Here is an 18,744-nt window from a genome sequence, read left to right on the forward strand (position 1 = left end):
TAGAACACCTGCAGCAGCAAGGCGCTCAGCAATTGCTCCGGAGGGATCGAAGGACGTCCCTCGCTGGCGTATAGCTTTCCAAGGCTGCGGTTCAAATCATTCAAAACATCCCGGACAAGTTCCCGGACCTTCCGCAGTGGATGGTTCGCTGGCACACGTTTATCCGGCGCGATGTACGAAAACAGGCCGCCCTGATCCGTAAACCTGCCGCGCATGATCGTCTCCGCCGATTCGAGATGATAAAGTGAATCATCAAGTCCCCTCCCTGGCGAGGGGGTTTTTCAGCAGACTGTTAGAGCTTGGTCCGGAAAAGTGCCAAGCGGTTTTCCGAAAAGATCATGCGTAAACAACAATCTAAAGCGCGATGACGATTTAACCCAATCTCATCGCGCTTTAGGCGACGCACCCGACTGAGCGTCACTGCCCCGCGGAAGATCAAGCCGGATCGCCGGTCGCTTGCGCCGGCCCCGCCTGCCGCGGCATGAGATACCAAAGCAGGAAAAGAAGGACGCCGCCATGCGTCAACAGCACCGTCGAAAGCGGAGTGTTCAAGAGGTTCTGGACGAGCATTCCGCTCGAGACCAGGACGAAGGATGGCGACAAGCCGGCGCATGCACGATTCCCGAGGGCGATCACGACGCCGCAGATGAACACCGTGATGGGGGCATACAGCCAGCCCGCCGACGCGATCCCCTCGGTCGCGAACAGCGAGCTGTTATAGGTCCCCCCTGCCGGGAAATAATGGAGCATCACGACCGCCAGCTGCTCCTGATACGGACAATCGACGAAGCGTTTCAGGATGCCGATCTGGCAGAAGCGGGTGAGTTCGTGCCGCGAGAAGAACTCGTTGTAGAGGTCCAGGGCAAGCGCCGGTACCGCGAGCATCCGGAAGTTCACGATGAAATCGTACTCGCCGGCGACTAGGCCCACGGGACCGGCGCTGCCCATGAAGGTGAACAGCAGCACACCTGCCGCGATAGGCAGCATCAGGGACAGGACGACCGCCACCCTCGCCTCGAAGATCTTCGCAAGCACGGCTAGGCCAACCAACCAGACAGGCGCGAAGAACGTCATCTTGCTGACAGCGATCGGATAGTAGAGGAGCATCAGCACCGCGATTGCACCCGCCTGCCAAATTGCCCTGCGCGCGACGCAGTATGCAAACAGGAACGGCAAAAGCGCGCCTGTCTCCATGCCGATAAGGTAGTTCACCATCCTCGGCAGCGCGTCCGTGCGCAGACTGGAGGCGCGATCAGGCGAAACGAGCGTAAAATTGTAGCTCGCCGCCATCGCGACCGTCGCCACGCAGACCAGGAAAATTGCGATCAGCAGACGATCGAACGATCTGACCGACAGCTTCGGTATCTGCGGCAGCGGCGAGGACACGAACAATGCAGGCAGGAGGAAGAGGATCGCCGAGACGGCCGCGGACAGTCTTGCCGCGTCATGGTCATATATGCGCAGCGAGAAGAAGCTGAGCCACAGATAACTGAGCACCATGGAGCAGAGATAGAAGCCCGCGAAGTAACCGAAGCTGAACCTGGCAATAGCGAATAGCAGAAAGACCGGCGCGAATATCGCGACCGCGATCACGGCCGAGTTCAGCGTGAGGGGATCGTAGACGAGCTGATAGGTGACGTAGTACTTGGAGACGTTTGCTGCCGACATGCAGAAGACGGCCACGGAAAGCGCGATCAGCAGCACCAGCAGCGGTCTCGTCGGCCAGCCTCCGGTCATGGGGCCGATGGCCGGCAATGCACTGCTCCCCTTTTGCTGCAACGTCCTTAATCCATGAAGACGACGGTCTTGCGACCGTTCAGGATCACGCGATCGTCGAGGTGATGACGAATTGCTCGCGCCAGCACACGGCGCTCGATATCGCGACCCTTGCGGACGAGGTCCTCCGGCGCGTCGCGATGACTGATGCGTTCCACGTCCTGGTCGATGATCGGCCCCTCGTCGAGGTCGCACGTGACGTAATGCGCGGTCGCACCGATCAGCTTGACGCCGCGCTCATGGGCCTGATGGTAAGGCTTTGCGCCCTTGAAACCGGGCAGGAACGAGTGGTGGATGTTGATGCAGCGCCCCGACAGTTTTGCCGAGAGATCATCCGACAGTATCTGCATGTAGCGGGCGAGCACGACGAGATCGGTCCCGGTCTCGCCGACGAGATCGATGATCTGTCCTTCCTGCTCGCGCTTAGTTTCCTTGCTGACCGGCAGATGATGGAACGGGATGCTGCCGAAATCGAGCCCGGCATAGACCTCGCGCGGATGGTTGGAGACGATTGCTGTCGGGATCATCGGCAGTTCGCCAGTGCGCCAACGGTAGAGGATGTCCACCAGGCAGTGGTCGGACTTCGAGACCAGCAGCATTACCTTGCGATGTGCCCCGCGGTCGCGCATCTGCCAGTGCATGCCAAACCGCTCCGCGATTGCGGCAAAACCGGTCTGCAGCGCAGCGAGCTCAACGGCAAGATCGGCGGCCGTGAACACCACCCGCATGAAGAATTTGCTGGTCTCGACATCGTCGAACTGCTGGGCGTCGAGGATGTTCTGCCCATTATGAGCAAGGAAGGTCGACACCGCCGAGACGATACCGGGGCGATCCGGGCACGAGAGGGTCAGAACGTATTGATGGTCGGGCATGGCACTTGTTGGACTGCGGGCACCCTCATGGATCCCTTTGAATTCGCGCCCAGCTCTATCATCCGGAGCACCCTCGTGCCAACTCCAGAAGATCGCAGCCTGGGCTACCAGGGACAGGTCGGCGGCTGTCCCCACCAACCCGTATGACGGGTACGGACCTCCACGAGACATGTCACGCTGCGCCCGGACTGGCTAAATTGGTACAGCAGCCCATAGTTTTCACCGGTGACCGAGACATAGCGGGCTGGCAGATTGGGGCCTTCGAACCTGAGGTCGGAAGGAAAATTGACGCCGCTACTCGCCAGCATCTCGACAAGCTGCTCGACCGGGACATCGCGTGCATTGAGGACTGGATAGGCCCCCTTCGCGCGACGATAGTCCTCCAGTAATCCCATCAGCCGCGCGTCACGCACCCACGAATCAACGGCCTCCGGTTTGAGACAGAAAACGTATCCGAACCAGCCGGCCAGAACCGCGAACGCGACGACGACAATCTTCAGGAACTCGCGCATCGCCTGCTCTAGCACCGCTGATGCCCTTGCGCCAATCCCAGCGGCGGAGTCAGGATGAACGGACCATAGCGATTTTTGATCGGAGCACGCCCATGGCCGACCGCTTGAACGGCACCCGCATCCTGATCCTGGAGACCCGGGAGGAGGCACAGTTCTCGAAGCTGCTCGCTGAGCAGGGCGCCGAAGTGGTGCAATGCCCGATGTTCACCATTCACGACGCGCCGGATCCCGCACCGGTCGAAGCCTGGATTCGCCGCGCCATCGACAGGCCGCTGGACGACCTCGTGCTGATGACCGGCGAAGGCCTCCGTCGACTCATGAAGCTCGCGCGCGAGCGCGGGCTCGACGGCGCCCTGACCGCCGCGCTCGCCAAATCGCGAAAATTCACCCGTGGCCCGAAGCCCGGCAAGGCACTGCGCGAAGTCGGACTCGAGGCGCAGCAGACCACGGAGAAGCCGACCACCGAGGGCGTGATCGAGATGCTCGGCAAGCTCGACCTGAAGGGGCATCGCCTCGGCCTCCAGCTCTATCCTGACAAGGACCACAGCGCGCTGACCGGCGCGCTTGCCGCGCAAGGCGCCGATGTCGATGCCGTGCTGCCTTATGCCTACGACTCAAAGGCAGCGGATGCGAACATCGTCACCGCGATCGACGACATGGTCGAGGGGCGAATCGATTCGATTGCGCTGACCAATCTTGGCCAGGTGCGCCGCCTGATCGAAGCCGCGAAGGCGCATGGCAGCGAGGCGAAGCTGCGCGCAGGTTTCGAGCGCACTTTGATCGCCTCGGTGGGACCTGCTGTCTCAGGCGAACTCGCCGCGCATGGCCTGCGCACCGACGTCTCGCCCGCGGATGAAGCTTATTTCATGCGGCCGCTGATCTCGGCGATGGCCGCGGCGCTGGCGGAGCGGAAGCCGAGACCCGCGGCGACGTAGGAGCCGAGCGCGGGGCCGGCCTGCGGCGGCGCCGATTGACACGAGCATCGCCAGCGCTAGGTTGCCGAACAGCAAGAAGAAGCAACAAGGCAAGGGAATCGCCGTGATACGCGCCATCGCGCCTTGAGCACAGCCGCACGCCCCTCCGCGCTCGCGCCGTTTCGCATCCGCAACTACCGCTTCCAATGGCCGTCCGATCTGCTCACCTCCTGGGCGTTCGAGGTCGAGACTCTCGTGCTCGGTTGGTACATCCTGATCGAGACCGGCTCGGTGTTGCTGCTCACCGTGCTTGCGTCGCTGCAATTCGTCGGAACGCTCGTCGCACCGGTGCTCGGCATGATCGGCGACCGCATGGGTCATCGCGATCTCCTGGTCGTAATGCGCCTTGCCTATACGGTGCTTTCGTCGACCATCATGGTTCTGGCCCTGACCGGTCATCTGTCGCCGCTGAGCGTCATGATCATCGTCGCGATCATGGGCCTGATCCGTCCCTCCGATCTCGGCGTTCGCGGCGCGCTGCTTGCCGAGATCATGCCGGCCGAGCAACTGGTGGGCGCCATTAGCGTTGCGCGAACGACCCAGGACAGCGCGCGCATCGCCGGCGCGTTGACGGGCGCCGGGCTGTTCGCCGTCCTCGGCATTGGCCTCGTTTATGTGGCGATCGCCTGTCTCTATTTTGTGGCAGCGCTTCTCATGCTCTGCCTGACCCGGCCGGAAAAAACCGTTGTCACAACTGATCTCCCGGCGAGCGGCCGCGCCGTTTCGAGATTGCTCGGCGATTTGAAGGAAGGGATCGTCTACGCCTGGAATGGCCCGGGGATGCGCGCGGCGCTGTGCGTCGCCTTTCTGGCCAATCTCACCGCATTTCCCTTCACCGGCGGATTGCTGCCCTACATCGCGCGGGACATCTTTCATACCGACCAGACCGGCCTCGGCTATCTCTCGGCGAGCTTCGCCGTCGGCTCGCTGATCGGCTCCATCACGCTCAGCCTCGTCGGCGGCGTGCGCATTGCCCGGCTTCTGATCGGCGCGACGCTGGCCTGGTACGCCATGCTCCTGGTGTTCGTCGAGATCAGCACCATGCCGGTGGCGATGGCCTGCCTCGTCCTCGCCGGCATCGCCCAGAGCATGTCGATGATTTCAGCTGCCGTGATTCTGATGCGGACGGCGAGCGCGCATCTGCGCGGCCGCGTCATGGGCGTGCGCATGATGGTGATCTACGGCCTGCCGATCGGACTGCTCGCGGCCGGCAGCCTGATCGACGTCATCGGCTATTCGGCGACGGGTTCGCTCTATGCCGCCTCAGGATTCATCGCAATGCTGGCGATCGCAATCCGCTGGCGCGCCGACCTCTGGCCGGTGCACGCTCCTGCCAATGGGCGCTAGCTAGTCCCCGTAACCGCGCAACCGCTCGATATCGAGGATGGTGACGCCGCCATATTCCAGCCGGAGCAAGCCCTCCTTCTCCAGCCGGTTCAGCGCGCGATTGGCATTCTGACGGGACATTCCGGAGAGCGCGCCGATCTCCTCCTGGGTGATCTCCAGATGCGCGGTCGATTCCGGATAGAGGATCGGATTGAACAGCGACGCGATGCTGCGGGCAAGCCGCGCGGTGGCATCCAGCGTGCGATTGACCTCGAGCATGCCGATGAACTGGCCAAGCCGCTCGTTGAGCTGGCGCACCAGGAAACGGTTGAAGCCAACGCTGTTCTCGAACAGCCACATGAAGGCGCTACGTTCCATCAGTGCGACGCGGCTGTTGCGCAGCGCGACCACGTCATAGCGGCGCGGCTCGTTCTTGAGCACACTGCCTTCGCCGAACCAGGCCCCTGCCGTCAGCCCGGCAAGACTCGTCTCCTTGCCGTCGCGCGAGACCCCGCCCATCCGGGCAAGCCCAAAGACCATGCCGGCCCAATAGTCGAACGTGTCGCCGCGCATGAACACGGTCTCGCCGGTGCCGTAGAACCGCTCCGTGATCCCGGCACGCGCGACCTCGATCTCCCTTTCTGTGAGCTCGCGCGCCCAGGCAGCGACGCGCTTCAGTTGATCCTCTGAAATCATGATCCCGAAGCCAGCCGCACCGTTCGCCACTCCTTGTTCTGCTGCATTGCAGCATGGCCTTCGACCACCATCCGACGAAAGACGGAGGCTGCTACCGCCCGAAAACTTTGTCGCAGAATTGTCAGGCGGGAGACATTTCAAAATAGCGCTTTCCCCTATTGAGGACCACCTCGGACGATGCGGCTTTTGATCCCAACGGGAACGAGAGTGGCGCGGCTCCGGTCGAGACCATCTGCTGCATGGCCTCACCGGCACAGCCGTACTAGGATCGCCGAAGAGAAACGGACGAAGAGCGCCCCTGAATGCGCCATCACCGGGAGGGATTTGTTTGGTGGCTACCAGTCTCGAAGTGCGCGGCGTGTCCCTGCGATTCGGCGGCGTCCGTGCGCTCACCGATGTCGGCTTCGCCATCAGGGATGGCGAGCTGTTCTCGATCATCGGCCCCAACGGCGCCGGCAAGACCTCGATCGTGAACTGTATTTCCGGCCGCTACAAGCCGACCGAAGGCCAGCTGTTCTACCAGGGCCGCGACATCACCGGCCTGACGCCCAACGCGCGCGCTTCGCTCGGCATCGGCCGCACCTTCCAGAATCTGGCACTGTTCCACCACATGAGCGTGCTCGACAACATCATGGTCGGCCGCCATCACTTGCTGAAAAACAATTTCCTCACGGGCTCGCTGTACTGGCTCACCGGCGCCCGCAAGGAAGAACTCGAGCACCGCCGCAAGGTCGAGGAGATCATCGACTTTCTCGACCTCCAATCGGTGCGAAAGGCGCCGGCCGGCACCCTCTCCTACGGCCTGCGCAAGCGCGTCGAGCTCGCCCGCGCCATGGCACTGCAGCCGCGCCTCATTCTCCTCGACGAGCCGATGGCCGGCATGAACTTCGAAGAGAAGGAGGACATGGCCCGCTACATCGTCGACCTCAACGAGGAGTTCGGGATGACCGTGGTGATGATCGAGCACGACATGGGCGTGGTGATGGACATCTCCCACCGCGTCATGGTGCTCGATTTCGGCCGCAAGATCGCCGAGGGCGATCCGGCCGCCGTGCTCGCCGATCCCCACGTCAGGCGCGCCTATCTCGGCGAAGAGGACGAGGTGCTGGTCGATCCCGACGATGCACCGCCGGCGCAGGAGAGCGCGGCATGATGGATTACGCGGGCCGCGTCGCGCAGGCCGACACCTATCCGAAGATGCTCCGGCTCAACGCGAAGGAGTACGGCAACGAGATCGCATTGCGCGAGAAGGATCTCGGGCTGTGGCGCCCCTTCACCTGGAATGACTATCAGACGCGGGTGCGCGATTTCGCGCTCGGTCTGGTCGAATTGGGCCTGGGGCGCGAGGATGTCATCGGCATCATCGGCGACAACCGGCCGGACTGGGTCGCCGCGGAAGTGGCGGCTCATGCGATCGGGGGATTGAGCCTCGGGCTCTATCGCGACGTGCTGGACGAAGAGGCCTCTTATCTCCTCAACTATGGTGAAGCCCAGCTCGTCTTCGCCGAGGACGAGGAACAGGTCGACAAGCTGCTTACGCTGGCCGAACGCGTGCCGAGGCTGAAGCACATCATCTATTCCGACCCGCGCGGCATGCGGAAATATGACGATCCGCGCTTGATGTCCGCGGAGAAGTTTGCCGAGCTCGGCCGTGCCCGGGCGACGCGCGAGCCTGAGCTTTACGACCGCCTGGTCGACGCGACCAAAGGCGAGGACGTCGCGATCCTCTGCACGACGTCAGGCACCACCTCGCATCCAAAACTTGCGATGCTCGCCGCCGGTCGCGTGCTCGGTCATTGCGCGACCTATCTCGCCTTTGACCCGAAAGGACCGGACGACGAATACGTCTCGGTGCTGCCGCTGCCCTGGATCATGGAGCAGGTCTATGTGCTCGGCAAAGGCCTCTTGTGCCGGATGAAGATCAACTTCGTCGAAGAGCCCGATACCATGATGAACGATCTGCGCGAGATCGCGCCGACATTCGTGCTCTTCGCGCCACGCGTCTGGGAATCGATCGCTGCGGACGTGCGCGCCAAGGTAATGGACGCGACGCCCTTCAAGCAGCGCCTGTTCGACATCGGCATGAAGTCGGGTCTCGCGGCGCTCGCAGACGGCAAGCGTTCGGGCTTTGCCGACGCGATCCTGTTCCGCGCACTGCGCGACCGCCTCGGCTTCAGCCGTCTGCGTTCGGCCGCAACCGGCGGCGCGGCACTCGGCCCCGAGACTTTCAAGTTCTTCCAGGCCATGGGCGTGCCGCTGCGCACGCTCTACGGCCAGACGGAATTGCTCGGCGCCTACACGCTGCATCCCGAGGGCAAAGTCGATCCTGACACGACGGGCGTGCCGATGGCCGACAGTGTCGAGATCCGCATCGACAACGCCGACGTTCACGGCGTCGGCGAGATCGTAGTGCGGCATCCCCACATGTTCCTCGGTTACTACAAGAACCCGGAGGCGAGCGTCGCCGACATCCGGGAAGGCTGGATGCTGTCCGGTGACGCCGGCTATTTCAACGACAACAAGCAGCTCGTGGTCATCGACCGGATCAAGGATCTCGCCGAGACCTCGCGCGGCGAGCGCTTCTCGCCGCAGTTCATCGAGAACAAGCTGAAATTCTCGCCCTACATCGCGGAAGCGGTGGTGTTAGGGGCGGGTCGCGACGCACTCGCTGCGATGATCTGCATCCGCTACTCCATCATCTCGAAATGGGCGGAGAAGAACCGGCTCTCGTTCACGACCTACAGCGATCTCGCCTCGCGACCCGAGGTCTATGCGCTGCTCCGCAAGGAGGTTGAGACCGTCAACGTCACACTGCCGCCGGCGCAGCGCATCTCGCGCTTCCTGCTGCTCTACAAGGAGCTCGATGCCGACGACGGCGAGCTCACCCGCACGCGAAAAGTGCGCCGCAGCGTCATCAACGAGAAATACGAAGCCATCATCGACGCGATCTACCGCGGCGACGCCGACATCCCCGTCGACACCATGATCCGCTTCCAGGACGGTACCACGCAGAGGGTCCGGACGACGCTGCGAGTGGTGGATCTGGGTCGACCGGAGCATTTGGCGGAGGCCGCGGAGTGAGGTCGCTTCGGGAGAACGCGCGGCCAGTCGATGCGCCCTCTTCCCTTGCGGGAGAGGGCATCACCGCCGCCAACCACACCCTCACGCGGGTGAGGGGTCCTCTCTCCGCACCGTCACTGCGGAGACAACCCCTCACCCGGCTTCGCTTCGCGAAGCCACCCTCTCCCGCAAGGGGAGAGGGTGCACCATCATCGCTTCTGCATTTTGCGCGGACATCGGCATGAACACCGCCTTCCTCATTCAGCTCCTCGTCAACGGCCTCGTGGTCGGCACGCTCTATGGCGTGGTCGCGATGTCGTTCGTGCTGATCTACAAGGCGACACAGGTCGTCAATTTCGCGCAGGGCGAGCTCTTGCTGGTCGGCGCCTGGGTGTGCTGGACCTTGCTCGCGAAATACCAGGTGCCGTTCTGGATCGGCATGCCGCTGACGCTGGTGTTCATGTTCGTGTTCGGCATCGCGGTGCAGGTCCTGATCCTGCGGCCGATGATCGGCGAGCCCATCATCTCCGTCATCATGGTGACGATCGGCCTCTCCACCGTACTGCAGGCGACGCTGAAGTGGATGTTCGGGGTCAATCCGCAGCCGTTCCCGCGCGTGTTCGAGAGCCAGTCCGTCAGTCTGTTCGGACTCCAGATCCAGACCGTCTATGTCATGAGCCTCGTGGTCTCGGTCGCGATGATGATCGGCATGGCCTGGTTCTTCCGCGCGTCAAAGTACGGCCTTGCGATGCGCGCCACCGCATTCAACCAGCAGGTGGCGCAGTCGCTCGGCATTTCCGTGAAAAGCGTGTTCGCGATGGCCTGGGCGATCTCGGCAACGGTGTCGGCCGTGGCAGGCGTCGTGGTCGCGGTCGTGAACGGCGTATCCTCGGGCCTTGCCGCCTACGGCATAAAAGTGTTTCCGGCGGCGATCCTCGGCGGGCTCGATTCCGTCGGCGGCGCCGTGCTCGGCGGCATCATCATCGGGCTACTCGAGAACATCGCGCAATATGTCGACGCCGAGTATCTGCACTGGGGCAATCTCTACGAGATCGCGCCGTTCTACGTCCTCATCATCGTGCTGATGATCAAGCCCTACGGCCTGTTCGGCACCCACGACATCGAACGGATCTGATCCATGGCCGGCCCCGCCCTCATCCCTGCTGGTGATTTCCGCACTTCTTACGCGGCCGACACCACGATCTTCCCGACGACGACGAGCCGCAACTTTGCGATCGTCGGCGTGGTGCTGCTCTGCCTCGTGCCGCAATTCCTTGGTGGCTACTGGCTCAGCATCCTGATCCAGATCGGCATCTTCTCGATCGCCGCGCTTGGCCTCAACATCCTGGTCGGCTTCACAGGCCAGATTTCGATCGGCCACGCCGCCTTCTTCCTGCTCGGCGCCTTCACTTCGGCCTACATCTCCAACAGCGCATCGATCCCGGTGTTCTTCGCGATCCCCCTCGCGGGCGTCGTCACTGCGCTGGTCGGGCTGATCTTCGGCATCCCGGCGGCGCGACTGAAGGGGCTCTACCTCGTCATCGCGACGCTCGCGGCACAATACATCCTGCTCGACTTCTTCTCCCGCGCGGAGTGGTTCACCGGCGGCTCGGTGCCGGCGAGCGCCAACCCGTTCTCGCTCTTCGGATACACGCTGCGCGGCGACAGGCAGTATTTCTATGTCGTGCTCGCCTATGTGATCGCAAGCTACGTTCTCGTCACCAATCTGATGCGCACGCGCGACGGCCGCGCGCTGGTGGCGATCCGCGACCATTATCTCTCGGCGGAGATCATGGGCATCAATCTCACCAAATACCGCACGCTGTCATTTGGCCTCGCCGCCTTCTTCGCCGGTATCGCCGGCGCGCTCTATGCGCACTACCAACTCGTGGTCTCCCAGGAAGGCTTTGGCATCGAACGCTCGATCCTGTTCCTCGCCATGATCATCATCGGCGGCACCGGTTCGATCATGGGCACGCTGATGGGCACCGCCTTCGTGGTGCTGCTGCCTGAGACGATGGAATTCCTCAGCGTTGCCCTGAAGGGCGGCGCGATCGACAAGGCGCTGTCGCTCAACACCAACATCACCTTCCTGCGCGAGATCGCGATCGGGGTGATCATCATCGCGTTCCTGATGTTCGAGCCGGACGGGCTCGCCCATCGCTGGCGGCAGATCAAGGCGTACTGGAAACTCTACCCGTTCTCGCATTGAGCACGGCAACTCTCTAACCAACAAATAAACAGGAGGAGACAACCAATGAAGACAAAATCCTTATCGAGCACCGCATCGCTGGCATTGGCCATCGCCGCATTCTCGGCAAGCGCGCAGGCGCAGATCGCGATCGGGCATCTCGCCGATTATTCCGGCGGCACGTCCGACGTCGGCACGCCCTACGGCCAGGCCGTCGCCGATACTTTTGCCTGGGTCAACAAGAACGGCGGTGTGGGCGGAAAGCAAATCAACGTCGACACCAACGACTATGGCTACCAGGTGCCGCGCGCGATCGCGCTCTACAAGAAGTGGTCGGCGCCCGACAGCAAGGTCGCCGCGATCATGGGCTGGGGCACGGCGGACACCGAGGCCCTGACCGGTTTCCTCGCCCAGGACAAGATCCCCGACCTCTCCGGCTCCTATGCTGCGGCACTCACCGACCCCGAAGGCGTCAGCGGCAAGGCCAAGCCCGCGCCCTACAATTTCTTCTACGGCCCGAGCTATTCGGACTCGCTGCGCGCGATGCTGATGTGGGCCGCCGAAGACTGGAAGGCCAAGGGCAAGTCCGGCAAGCCGAAATTCGTGCACATGGGCGCCAACCATCCCTATCCGAATGCACCGAAGGCCGCCGGCGAAGCCATGGCGCAGGAGCTCGGCTTCGAGGTGCTGCCGCCGCTGGTATTCGCACTCGCGCCGGGTGACTACAGTGCGCAGTGCCTGAGCCTGAAATCCTCGGGCGCCAACTACGCCTATCTCGGCAACACGGCCGCTTCCAACATCTCTGTGATGAAGGCCTGCAAGACCGCCGGCGTCGACATCCAGTTCATGGGCAATGTCTGGGGCATGGACGAGAACGCCGCCAAGGCCGCGGGCGATGCCGCCGATGGCGTGATCTTCCCGCTGCGCACCGCGGTGAGCTGGGGCGGCGATGCGCCCGGCATGAAGACGGTGATGGAGATCTCGAAGATGTCCGATCCCACCGGCAAGGTCTATCGCCCCGTGCACTACATCGCCGCCGTCTGCTCGGCTCTCTACATGAAGGAAGCGCTCGACTGGGCCGCCAAGAACGGCGGCGCCACCGGCGACAACGTCGTGAAGGGTTTCTACCAAAAGAAGGATTGGGTGCCGTCAGGCATGGAAGGCGTCTGCAATCCCTCGACCTGGACCGAGAAGGACCACCGCGGCACGCTGAAGGTCGATCTGTACCGCACCAAGATTGCGGGTGCGACCGACGGCGACCTCAACGACCTCATAGCCAAGGGCACGATCAAGCTCGAGAAGGTCAAGACCGTCGAGCTGCCGCGCAAGCCGGAATTGCTCGGGTGGTGAGCACGACGCTCACCCACCACAAATGTCATCCCCGGCCTTGTGCGCAGTGCGCACTGAAGCGGGGGATCCAGTACGCCGCGGCTTCTCTGTGAATCCCAGGCGTCTCTGGAATACTGGGTCGCCCGGTCAAGCCGGGCGACGACAGCGGAGTAATGAGGCATGACCGAAATTCACGAAGCAGCTGCTCGTCCCTCCCCCAGCATCGTTCCCGCGCCGTCCCTCCTCGGCGTGCGCAACATCGAGGTCGTCTATGACGACGTCATCCTGGTACTGCGCGGCCTCAGCCTCGACGTGCCCAAGGGCGCGATCGTGGCGCTGCTCGGCGCCAACGGCGCCGGCAAGTCGACGACGCTGAAGGCGATCTCCGGGCTGCTCAAGACCGAGGACGGCGAAGTAACGCGCGGTGAGATCCTGTTCGAGGGCGAGCGCATCAACGGCATCGATCCCGACAAGATCGTCCGCCGCGGCATCTTTCAGGTAATGGAGGGCCGGCGCATCGTCGCCGACATGACCTCGCTGGAAAACCTCAAGCTCGGCGCATTCACCCGCAGGGACCGCGAGGTCGGCGCCGATCTCGATATGGTCTTCAACTATTTCCCGCGCCTGAAGGAGCGCACCGGGCTTGCCGGTTATCTCTCCGGCGGCGAGCAGCAGATGCTCGCGATCGGCCGCGCGCTGATGGCGCGCCCGAAGATGATCCTGATGGACGAGCCCTCGATGGGCCTCTCGCCGCTGCTGGTGAAAGAGGTGTTCTCGATCATCCAGAAGATCAACCGTGATCTGGGAGTCACCATTCTTCTGGTCGAGCAGAACGCCCGCGCCGCGCTGTCGGTGGCGAGCCATGGCTACATCATGGAGCAGGGTAAGGTCGTGCTCGACGGCACCGCGGACGAATTGCGCGACAACGAGGACGTCAAGGAATTTTACCTCGGCGGTGCCGGCGACCAGCGCAAGAGTTTCAAGAACCTCAAGAGCTTCAAGCGGCGCAAGCGCTGGCTATGACATAGCGTTTTCGAGCGAAGTGGAGACCGGTTCGCGTGAAGAAGACGCGTCAAGAAAAAAGAGTTCTCAGCCGAGCACCTGCTCTGCTTCCGTGACCGCGCAAAGCACATGATAGAACGACGACGCAGGAATGGTGTCGACCAGCGACTTGCCGTCGCGATCGAGATGATCGTACCAGCCGCCCCGCACGGGATGGCTGAGGTAATGCCGTTCCAGCCGCACCAGCGCCGCGCGCGCTTCGTCTGCCGCACCCACCTCGCCGGATTCGGCCTGCGCGATTCGCGCCTTTGCCATCTCGGCCTGCGGCCACAGGCGCCGCGTATCACGGCGGACATTGCCTGCGGCATCACCCTCGTCGACGACGCAGCCGGTCACGGCGTCGCGATAACGCAAGGCCGTTTCGAGCAGCTCGCCCCGCCGCTGCCCGGTCGGGCATCCCGTGATGCGCTCAAAGCCCTTCAGCAGCCAGACCCACTCGGCCTGGTGACCGGGCTCGACGCTGACCGGCTCGATCCTGGACCAGTCCTCCTCAAAGTATTCGCCGAGCACGCGCTTCTGCTTGTCGTAGAGATTGGCGAGGAACAGCGCGAAGAATTCGCCGGCGCGGTTCTGGAACGACAGGTCGTGAGTCGCGTCGAAACAGGCGATCATTGCCTCGAACAGATGCATGTGCGGATTCTGGCGCCGCGGCATCGAGACCGGCAGGGATTCGTGTACACCGCCGTGCGGCGAACGCAGGTGACCGTCGATGAAGGCGAGCAGCGCATCGATCTCGGTGCGGATTTGCGCATCCTTGTCGAGTGCGTAGACGGTCGCGAGCGCGAGCAGGATGAAGCCGTGATCGTAGGCATCGCGCCTGCCATCCAGCACCGTGCCTTCCGGGGTCAGATGGTGGACGTAGCCGGGCTTGCCGTCCGGCGACTTCGCGCGCGCCAGCATATGCTCCAGCCCCTTCAGCGCAATCGCGCGTCCTTCCGGATACCAGCCCATCTGCGCCGCCTTGGCGTAGCAATAAATCTGCCGTGCCTGCACGAATACGCGCCGCGGCGCGGCGGAATCCGCCGTGCCGTTCCGGTGCAGACGATCGATGAAGCCTCCGGACACGGCGTCCCAGCCCGTGGTCGACCACAACGGCAGCGCGTCCTCGATCATGCGGTCCTTCAACCGCGCGACGACATCGCCCGCCTCGTCCGCCGCAATGACGTCTTCGCCCACCATCAACCCGTCTCCAAATCCGCTCGCGTGCCGTCTGATACCGGCGCCGGGAACCGCACGCAACGGATACGTCCGCTCGAGGATAAGCCATGACCGCCCATTACGACGCTCTTGAGACGCGCGCGCCCAACGACCGGGAGGCCGCGCTGTTCGCCCGGCTGCCGGAGGTCTTGCGCAGTGCGCTCGCCGCAACCGCCTATGCCGAGCGCCTCAGGGGCCTCGACCCGGCTGCGGTGACGTCGCGGACGGCGCTGGCGCGCCTGCCGGTGCTGCGCAAGTCGGAACTCCCGGCCCTGCACAAGGCCTCCCTGCCCTTCGGCGGCTTCGTGGCGGCGGCTCCCGGAACATTCGGACGACTGTTCACCTCCCCGGGTCCGATCTTCGAGCCGGAGGCAACGGGCGCCGACCCCTGGCGCGGCGCGCGGGCACTGTTCGCGGCCGGCTTCCGGCCCGGCGACATCGTGCTCAACACCTTCAGCTATCACCTCACACCCGGCGGCTTCATCTTCGATGCCTCGGCGCGCGCACTGGGTTGCGCGGTGATCCCGGCAGGCCCCGGGAATACCGAGCAGCAGTTTGAGCTGATCGAGGCCTACCGTCCCGTCGGCTACAGCGGCACGCCCGATTTCCTGAAGATCTTGCTCGATGCCGCCACCGCGGCAGGACGCGACGTGTCCTCGATCAGGCGCGCGCTGGTTTCGGGCGCCGCGTTTCCGCCCTCGCTCCAGGCCGAGATCAAGGCGCGTGGCGTCGACGCCTACCAGGCCTTCGGCACCGCCGATCTCGGGCTGATCGCGTTCGAGACCGCCGCGCGCGAAGGCATGGTGGTCACGGAGGACCTGATCCTTGAGATCGTCAAGCCAGGCACCGGCGAACCGGTCGCGGACGGCGACGTAGGCGAGATCGTCGTGACCTCGCTCGATCCGCATCACCCCTGGATCAGGCTGGCGCTCGGCGACCTTACCGCGGCGCTGCCGGGCTCGAGCGCCTGCGGCCGCACCAACATGCGCATCAAGGGGTGGATGGGTCGCGCCGACCAGACCACCAAGGTCAAAGGCATGTTCGTCCGTCCCGAGCAGATCGCGGACATCGCAAAACGCCACCCCGCGCTGGGCCGCCTGCGCCTCGTCGTCTCGCGTCAGGGCGAAGCCGATGCGATGACGCTCAAGGCGGAAACATCGGCCGCGAGCGACGCCCTGCGCGACGAGGTCGCCGGCACCCTGCGCGCGGTGACGAAACTCGGCGGAAACATCGAGCTGGTCGGCCCTGGCACGCTGCCGAATGACGGCAAGGTCATCGCGGACGAACGCTAGCGGCACGGTTGCGACCTTCTTGACAAGGTGCCGACCGAACGGTGAACAAGGGCCGGAAACCACCTGTTGCAGCACCCATGACGACGACTTCACCACGCATGGCCGTCTTCTTCGACCGCGACGGCGTTCTCAATCCTCGAATGGATGGACGGCGCGCGCGAGGCGGTCAAGCTCGTGAACGAGGCCGGCTATTTCGCCTTCGTCGTCACCAACCAGTCCGGCGTCGCCCGCGGATTCTAGCAGGAGAGCGACGTGGACGCGCTGCATCGCTGGATGACGGATGAGCTGGCCACTGTCAGTGCGCGCATCGATGCGCTCGAATACTGTCCCGACCATCCCGAGGGCATCATCGAACGTTACCGGCGCGACAGCGACCGGCGCAAGCCCGGGCCCGGCATGATCACCGACCTGATGAAGCGATTTCCCGCCGCAGCCGACGGCAGCATCCTGATCGGAGACCAGCAGCGCGACTTGGACGCCGCGCACGCCGCAGGCATTCGGGGCCTCTTGTTTCGGGAGGGCAATCTTGCAGCTTTCGTGCGCGAGGCATTGAAGTTCGCCTGAGGCTGCTCTCCTCATGCGTTGAATTCCCCCCGTTGCCGGGCTAGGTCGTCCCTGCCAGGGCTCACGCACGGCGCAGTGGTGCTCCTTCGTTTGTGGTACACGGCGCCACCCAGCGCCTGTGAACCGGAGTCCAAGTCTCGTGCGCGTCCTCATCCTCAACGCCGACTATCAGCGGTTCCTGGCCTGGCTCTACCGGCGCCATCCGGGCCTCGGCGGCGAGTCCTATGCGGCGCAGATGGCGGCGCGCAACGCCAGCCTGTTCGGCGTCGCCGATTTCTATTCACGCAATTTCGCCGCGGCGGGACACGTCGCCGCCGACATTCATGTGAACAATCCCTGGATGCGGGCGGCGTGGGCGCGCGAGCACGGGCTTGCCCTCGCGCAGCCGCCATCGCCCGACGCCTCGGTGCAACGGCAAGCGCTTCCTGGTTGGCTGCTGCGCGCGGTCGCACCGTTCAAGCCGGTGCTGCGGCCGCTCGCGCGCAAGGTGGGCCTCAGCCCGCGGCTCGACGCGGAGGCCGAAACAATCCTGCTGGCGCAGATCGAGGAGTTCAAGCCGGACCTGATCCTCAACCAGGATCTCTTCCACGTCGACACGGGCCTGGCGCGCCGGATCAAGCAGATCGGCCGCCCCATCCTGCTTGGCCAGGTCGGCATAGTGCCGTCGCGCGGCGAGGATTGGTCGGTCTACGATCTCCTGATCTCGCAGATATCGGCGGTGGTGGAGTCCTTTCGGGCCCAGGGCGCGCGCTCCGAGATGATCCATTTGGCGTTCGAGCCCGGGATCGTCGACGTTCTGCCGCCCGCGCCCGAACGAAACATCGACGTCTCCTTCGTCGGCGCGATCTCGGCCGATCACCAGCAGCGGGTCGCGCAACTCGAAGCGGTGGCGCGAAAATACGATCTGAGACTCTACGGCAGCGGCCTCGACAGCCTTCCCGCCTCCTCGCCGTTGCACCGCTGCTATCAGGGTGAGGTCTGGGGCGTGGAGATGTATCAGGCGCTGCGCGCCTCGCGCGTCACGCTGAATTCACATATCGACATGGCCGGACGCGAGGCCGGCAATGCGCGCCTGTTCGAGGCGACCGGCGTCGGAACTTTCCTCCTGACCGACTACAAGGACAATCTCGACACACTGTTCGACGACGGCCGCGAGGTCGCGGCCTGGCGTTCGGTCGACGATTGCCTCGGCCTGATCGACCGTTACCTCACTAATGAGGACGAGCGCTGCGCGATCGCTGCTGCCGGACAGGCGCGGACGTTGTCGACGCACACGTTCAGGCAGCGGATCGACCACATCCTTCGCTTGGCCGGTCAAACCTGACGCGTCGCGACGCCGGCCGCGTCGCCCTTGACGGTGCCGGTCAAAATGGCCAAAGTGCCGGAGCGAGACGCTATGTCACTATAATTGTTAGCTTTTTCGAGGCAGAACGATGGAACACGTCGAACAAGTTCGATTCGGCGATCAGCTCTACGCCATCATCGTGCGCGCCTCGTTCCGCGAACCCGGCATCCATTTCTTCTCGACGCCCGAGCTATCGCAGCAACTCGCCTTCATGAGCCATCCCGAGGGCAAGAGCATCGCGCCCCACCGCCACAACAAGGTGACGCGGGAGGTGCACTACACGCAAGAGGTGCTCCTGATCCAGAAGGGCAAGCTCCAGGTCGATTTCTACACGGCGGCCGAAGAATATCTGGAAAGCCGCATCCTGAGCGCGGGCGACATCATCCTGCTCTGCAGCGGCGCGCACGGCTTCCACGTGCTTGAGCCGCTCGAGATGTTCGAGATCAAGCAAGGCCCCTATGCCGGCGAGAACGACAAGACTCGTTTCCCCGAAGCCGCGCCGTCCGAGATCAGGGTCAAAGGTCCAGGCCTATGAGCGAGACGCCTGT

The 18,744-nt window shown here is 63.7% G+C and carries 17 protein-coding genes and 1 pseudogene; 12 read left to right on the forward strand and 6 right to left on the reverse strand.

Annotated elements, in window-relative coordinates:
• The 4 genes and pseudogenes from IVA74_RS30605 to IVA74_RS30620 all read right to left on the reverse strand — a co-directional run.
• A pseudogene (locus IVA74_RS30605) lies at positions 1–215 on the reverse strand (IS5/IS1182 family transposase); the annotation flags it as partial.
• A 220-nt stretch (positions 216–435) separates the two neighbouring features.
• A complete protein-coding gene (locus tag IVA74_RS30610; RefSeq protein ID WP_247350456.1) occupies positions 436–1,755 on the reverse strand; it encodes a hypothetical protein in 1,320 nt (439 codons plus the stop codon).
• Between the two features lie 29 nt (positions 1,756–1,784).
• The gene (gene purU / locus IVA74_RS30615) at positions 1,785–2,648 is read right to left on the reverse strand and encodes a formyltetrahydrofolate deformylase (protein ID WP_247350458.1); all 864 of its coding nucleotides are present in this window, start codon (positions 2,646–2,648) and stop codon (positions 1,785–1,787) included.
• Between the two features lie 104 nt (positions 2,649–2,752).
• Positions 2,753–3,160: a hypothetical protein gene (locus IVA74_RS30620; protein ID WP_247350459.1), complete on the reverse strand. Its 408-nt coding sequence runs from the start codon at positions 3,158–3,160 to the stop codon at positions 2,753–2,755.
• A gap of 92 nt (positions 3,161–3,252) precedes the next feature.
• Here IVA74_RS30620 and IVA74_RS30625 point away from each other — a divergent pair, with 92 nt between their 5' ends.
• Positions 3,253–4,095 (forward strand): uroporphyrinogen-III synthase, encoded by an 843-nt coding sequence (locus IVA74_RS30625; protein ID WP_247350460.1) that lies wholly within the window; start codon positions 3,253–3,255, stop codon positions 4,093–4,095.
• 123 nt (positions 4,096–4,218) lie between these two features.
• The gene (locus IVA74_RS30630; protein WP_247350461.1) at positions 4,219–5,481 is read left to right on the forward strand and encodes an MFS transporter; all 1,263 of its coding nucleotides are present in this window, start codon (positions 4,219–4,221) and stop codon (positions 5,479–5,481) included.
• Here the strand turns inward: IVA74_RS30630 and IVA74_RS30635 are convergent, their stop codons facing one another.
• Positions 5,482–6,156: a Crp/Fnr family transcriptional regulator gene (locus IVA74_RS30635; RefSeq protein ID WP_247350462.1), complete on the reverse strand. Its 675-nt coding sequence runs from the start codon at positions 6,154–6,156 to the stop codon at positions 5,482–5,484.
• Between the two features lie 331 nt (positions 6,157–6,487).
• Here IVA74_RS30635 and IVA74_RS30640 point away from each other — a divergent pair, with 331 nt between their 5' ends.
• From IVA74_RS30640 to IVA74_RS30665, 6 genes are all read left to right on the forward strand, one after another.
• Positions 6,488–7,309 (forward strand): ABC transporter ATP-binding protein, encoded by an 822-nt coding sequence (locus IVA74_RS30640; protein ID WP_247350464.1) that lies wholly within the window; start codon positions 6,488–6,490, stop codon positions 7,307–7,309.
• Positions 7,306–9,237 (forward strand): long-chain fatty acid--CoA ligase, encoded by a 1,932-nt coding sequence (locus IVA74_RS30645; RefSeq protein WP_247350465.1) that lies wholly within the window; start codon positions 7,306–7,308, stop codon positions 9,235–9,237. The genes IVA74_RS30640 and IVA74_RS30645 overlap by 4 nt, the downstream gene beginning before the upstream one ends.
• Positions 9,238–9,457: 220 nt before the next feature.
• Complete coding sequence (locus IVA74_RS30650) at positions 9,458–10,351, forward strand: branched-chain amino acid ABC transporter permease (RefSeq protein ID WP_247350467.1); 894 nt, start codon at positions 9,458–9,460, stop codon at positions 10,349–10,351.
• 3 nt (positions 10,352–10,354) lie between these two features.
• Positions 10,355–11,428: a branched-chain amino acid ABC transporter permease gene (locus tag IVA74_RS30655; RefSeq protein WP_247350469.1), complete on the forward strand. Its 1,074-nt coding sequence runs from the start codon at positions 10,355–10,357 to the stop codon at positions 11,426–11,428.
• Positions 11,429–11,473: 45 nt separating this feature from the next.
• Positions 11,474–12,757, forward strand: coding sequence for an ABC transporter substrate-binding protein (locus IVA74_RS30660; RefSeq protein WP_247350471.1), 1,284 nt, complete (start codon positions 11,474–11,476; stop codon positions 12,755–12,757).
• Between the two features lie 159 nt (positions 12,758–12,916).
• Entirely contained in the window at positions 12,917–13,759 is an 843-nt protein-coding gene (locus tag IVA74_RS30665; RefSeq protein ID WP_247350473.1) for an ABC transporter ATP-binding protein, read from the forward strand.
• A gap of 66 nt (positions 13,760–13,825) precedes the next feature.
• On the opposite strand, the gene IVA74_RS30670 is transcribed toward IVA74_RS30665, so the two are convergent.
• Positions 13,826–14,977, reverse strand: a complete 1,152-nt coding sequence (locus IVA74_RS30670; protein WP_247350475.1) for an AGE family epimerase/isomerase — start codon at positions 14,975–14,977, stop codon at positions 13,826–13,828.
• A gap of 86 nt (positions 14,978–15,063) precedes the next feature.
• Between IVA74_RS30670 and IVA74_RS30675 the strand changes: the two genes are divergently transcribed.
• The 4 genes from IVA74_RS30675 to IVA74_RS30690 all read left to right on the forward strand — a co-directional run bounded on the left by IVA74_RS30675 (position 15,064) and on the right by IVA74_RS30690 (position 18,731).
• The gene (locus IVA74_RS30675; protein WP_247350476.1) at positions 15,064–16,287 is read left to right on the forward strand and encodes an AMP-binding protein; all 1,224 of its coding nucleotides are present in this window, start codon (positions 15,064–15,066) and stop codon (positions 16,285–16,287) included.
• 252 nt (positions 16,288–16,539) lie between these two features.
• Positions 16,540–16,851: an HAD hydrolase-like protein gene (locus tag IVA74_RS41300; RefSeq protein WP_346730987.1), complete on the forward strand. Its 312-nt coding sequence runs from the start codon at positions 16,540–16,542 to the stop codon at positions 16,849–16,851.
• Between the two features lie 139 nt (positions 16,852–16,990).
• Complete coding sequence (locus IVA74_RS30685) at positions 16,991–18,175, forward strand: glycosyltransferase (protein WP_247350478.1); 1,185 nt, start codon at positions 16,991–16,993, stop codon at positions 18,173–18,175.
• Between the two features lie 109 nt (positions 18,176–18,284).
• Positions 18,285–18,731, forward strand: coding sequence for a hypothetical protein (locus tag IVA74_RS30690; protein ID WP_247350479.1), 447 nt, complete (start codon positions 18,285–18,287; stop codon positions 18,729–18,731).
• Positions 18,732–18,744: the final 13 nt, after the last annotated feature.

Origin of the sequence: Bradyrhizobium sp. 132 (assembly GCF_023074185.1) — a bacterium.
In the GTDB taxonomy this organism is placed as follows: Bacteria; Pseudomonadota; Alphaproteobacteria; order Rhizobiales; family Xanthobacteraceae; genus Bradyrhizobium.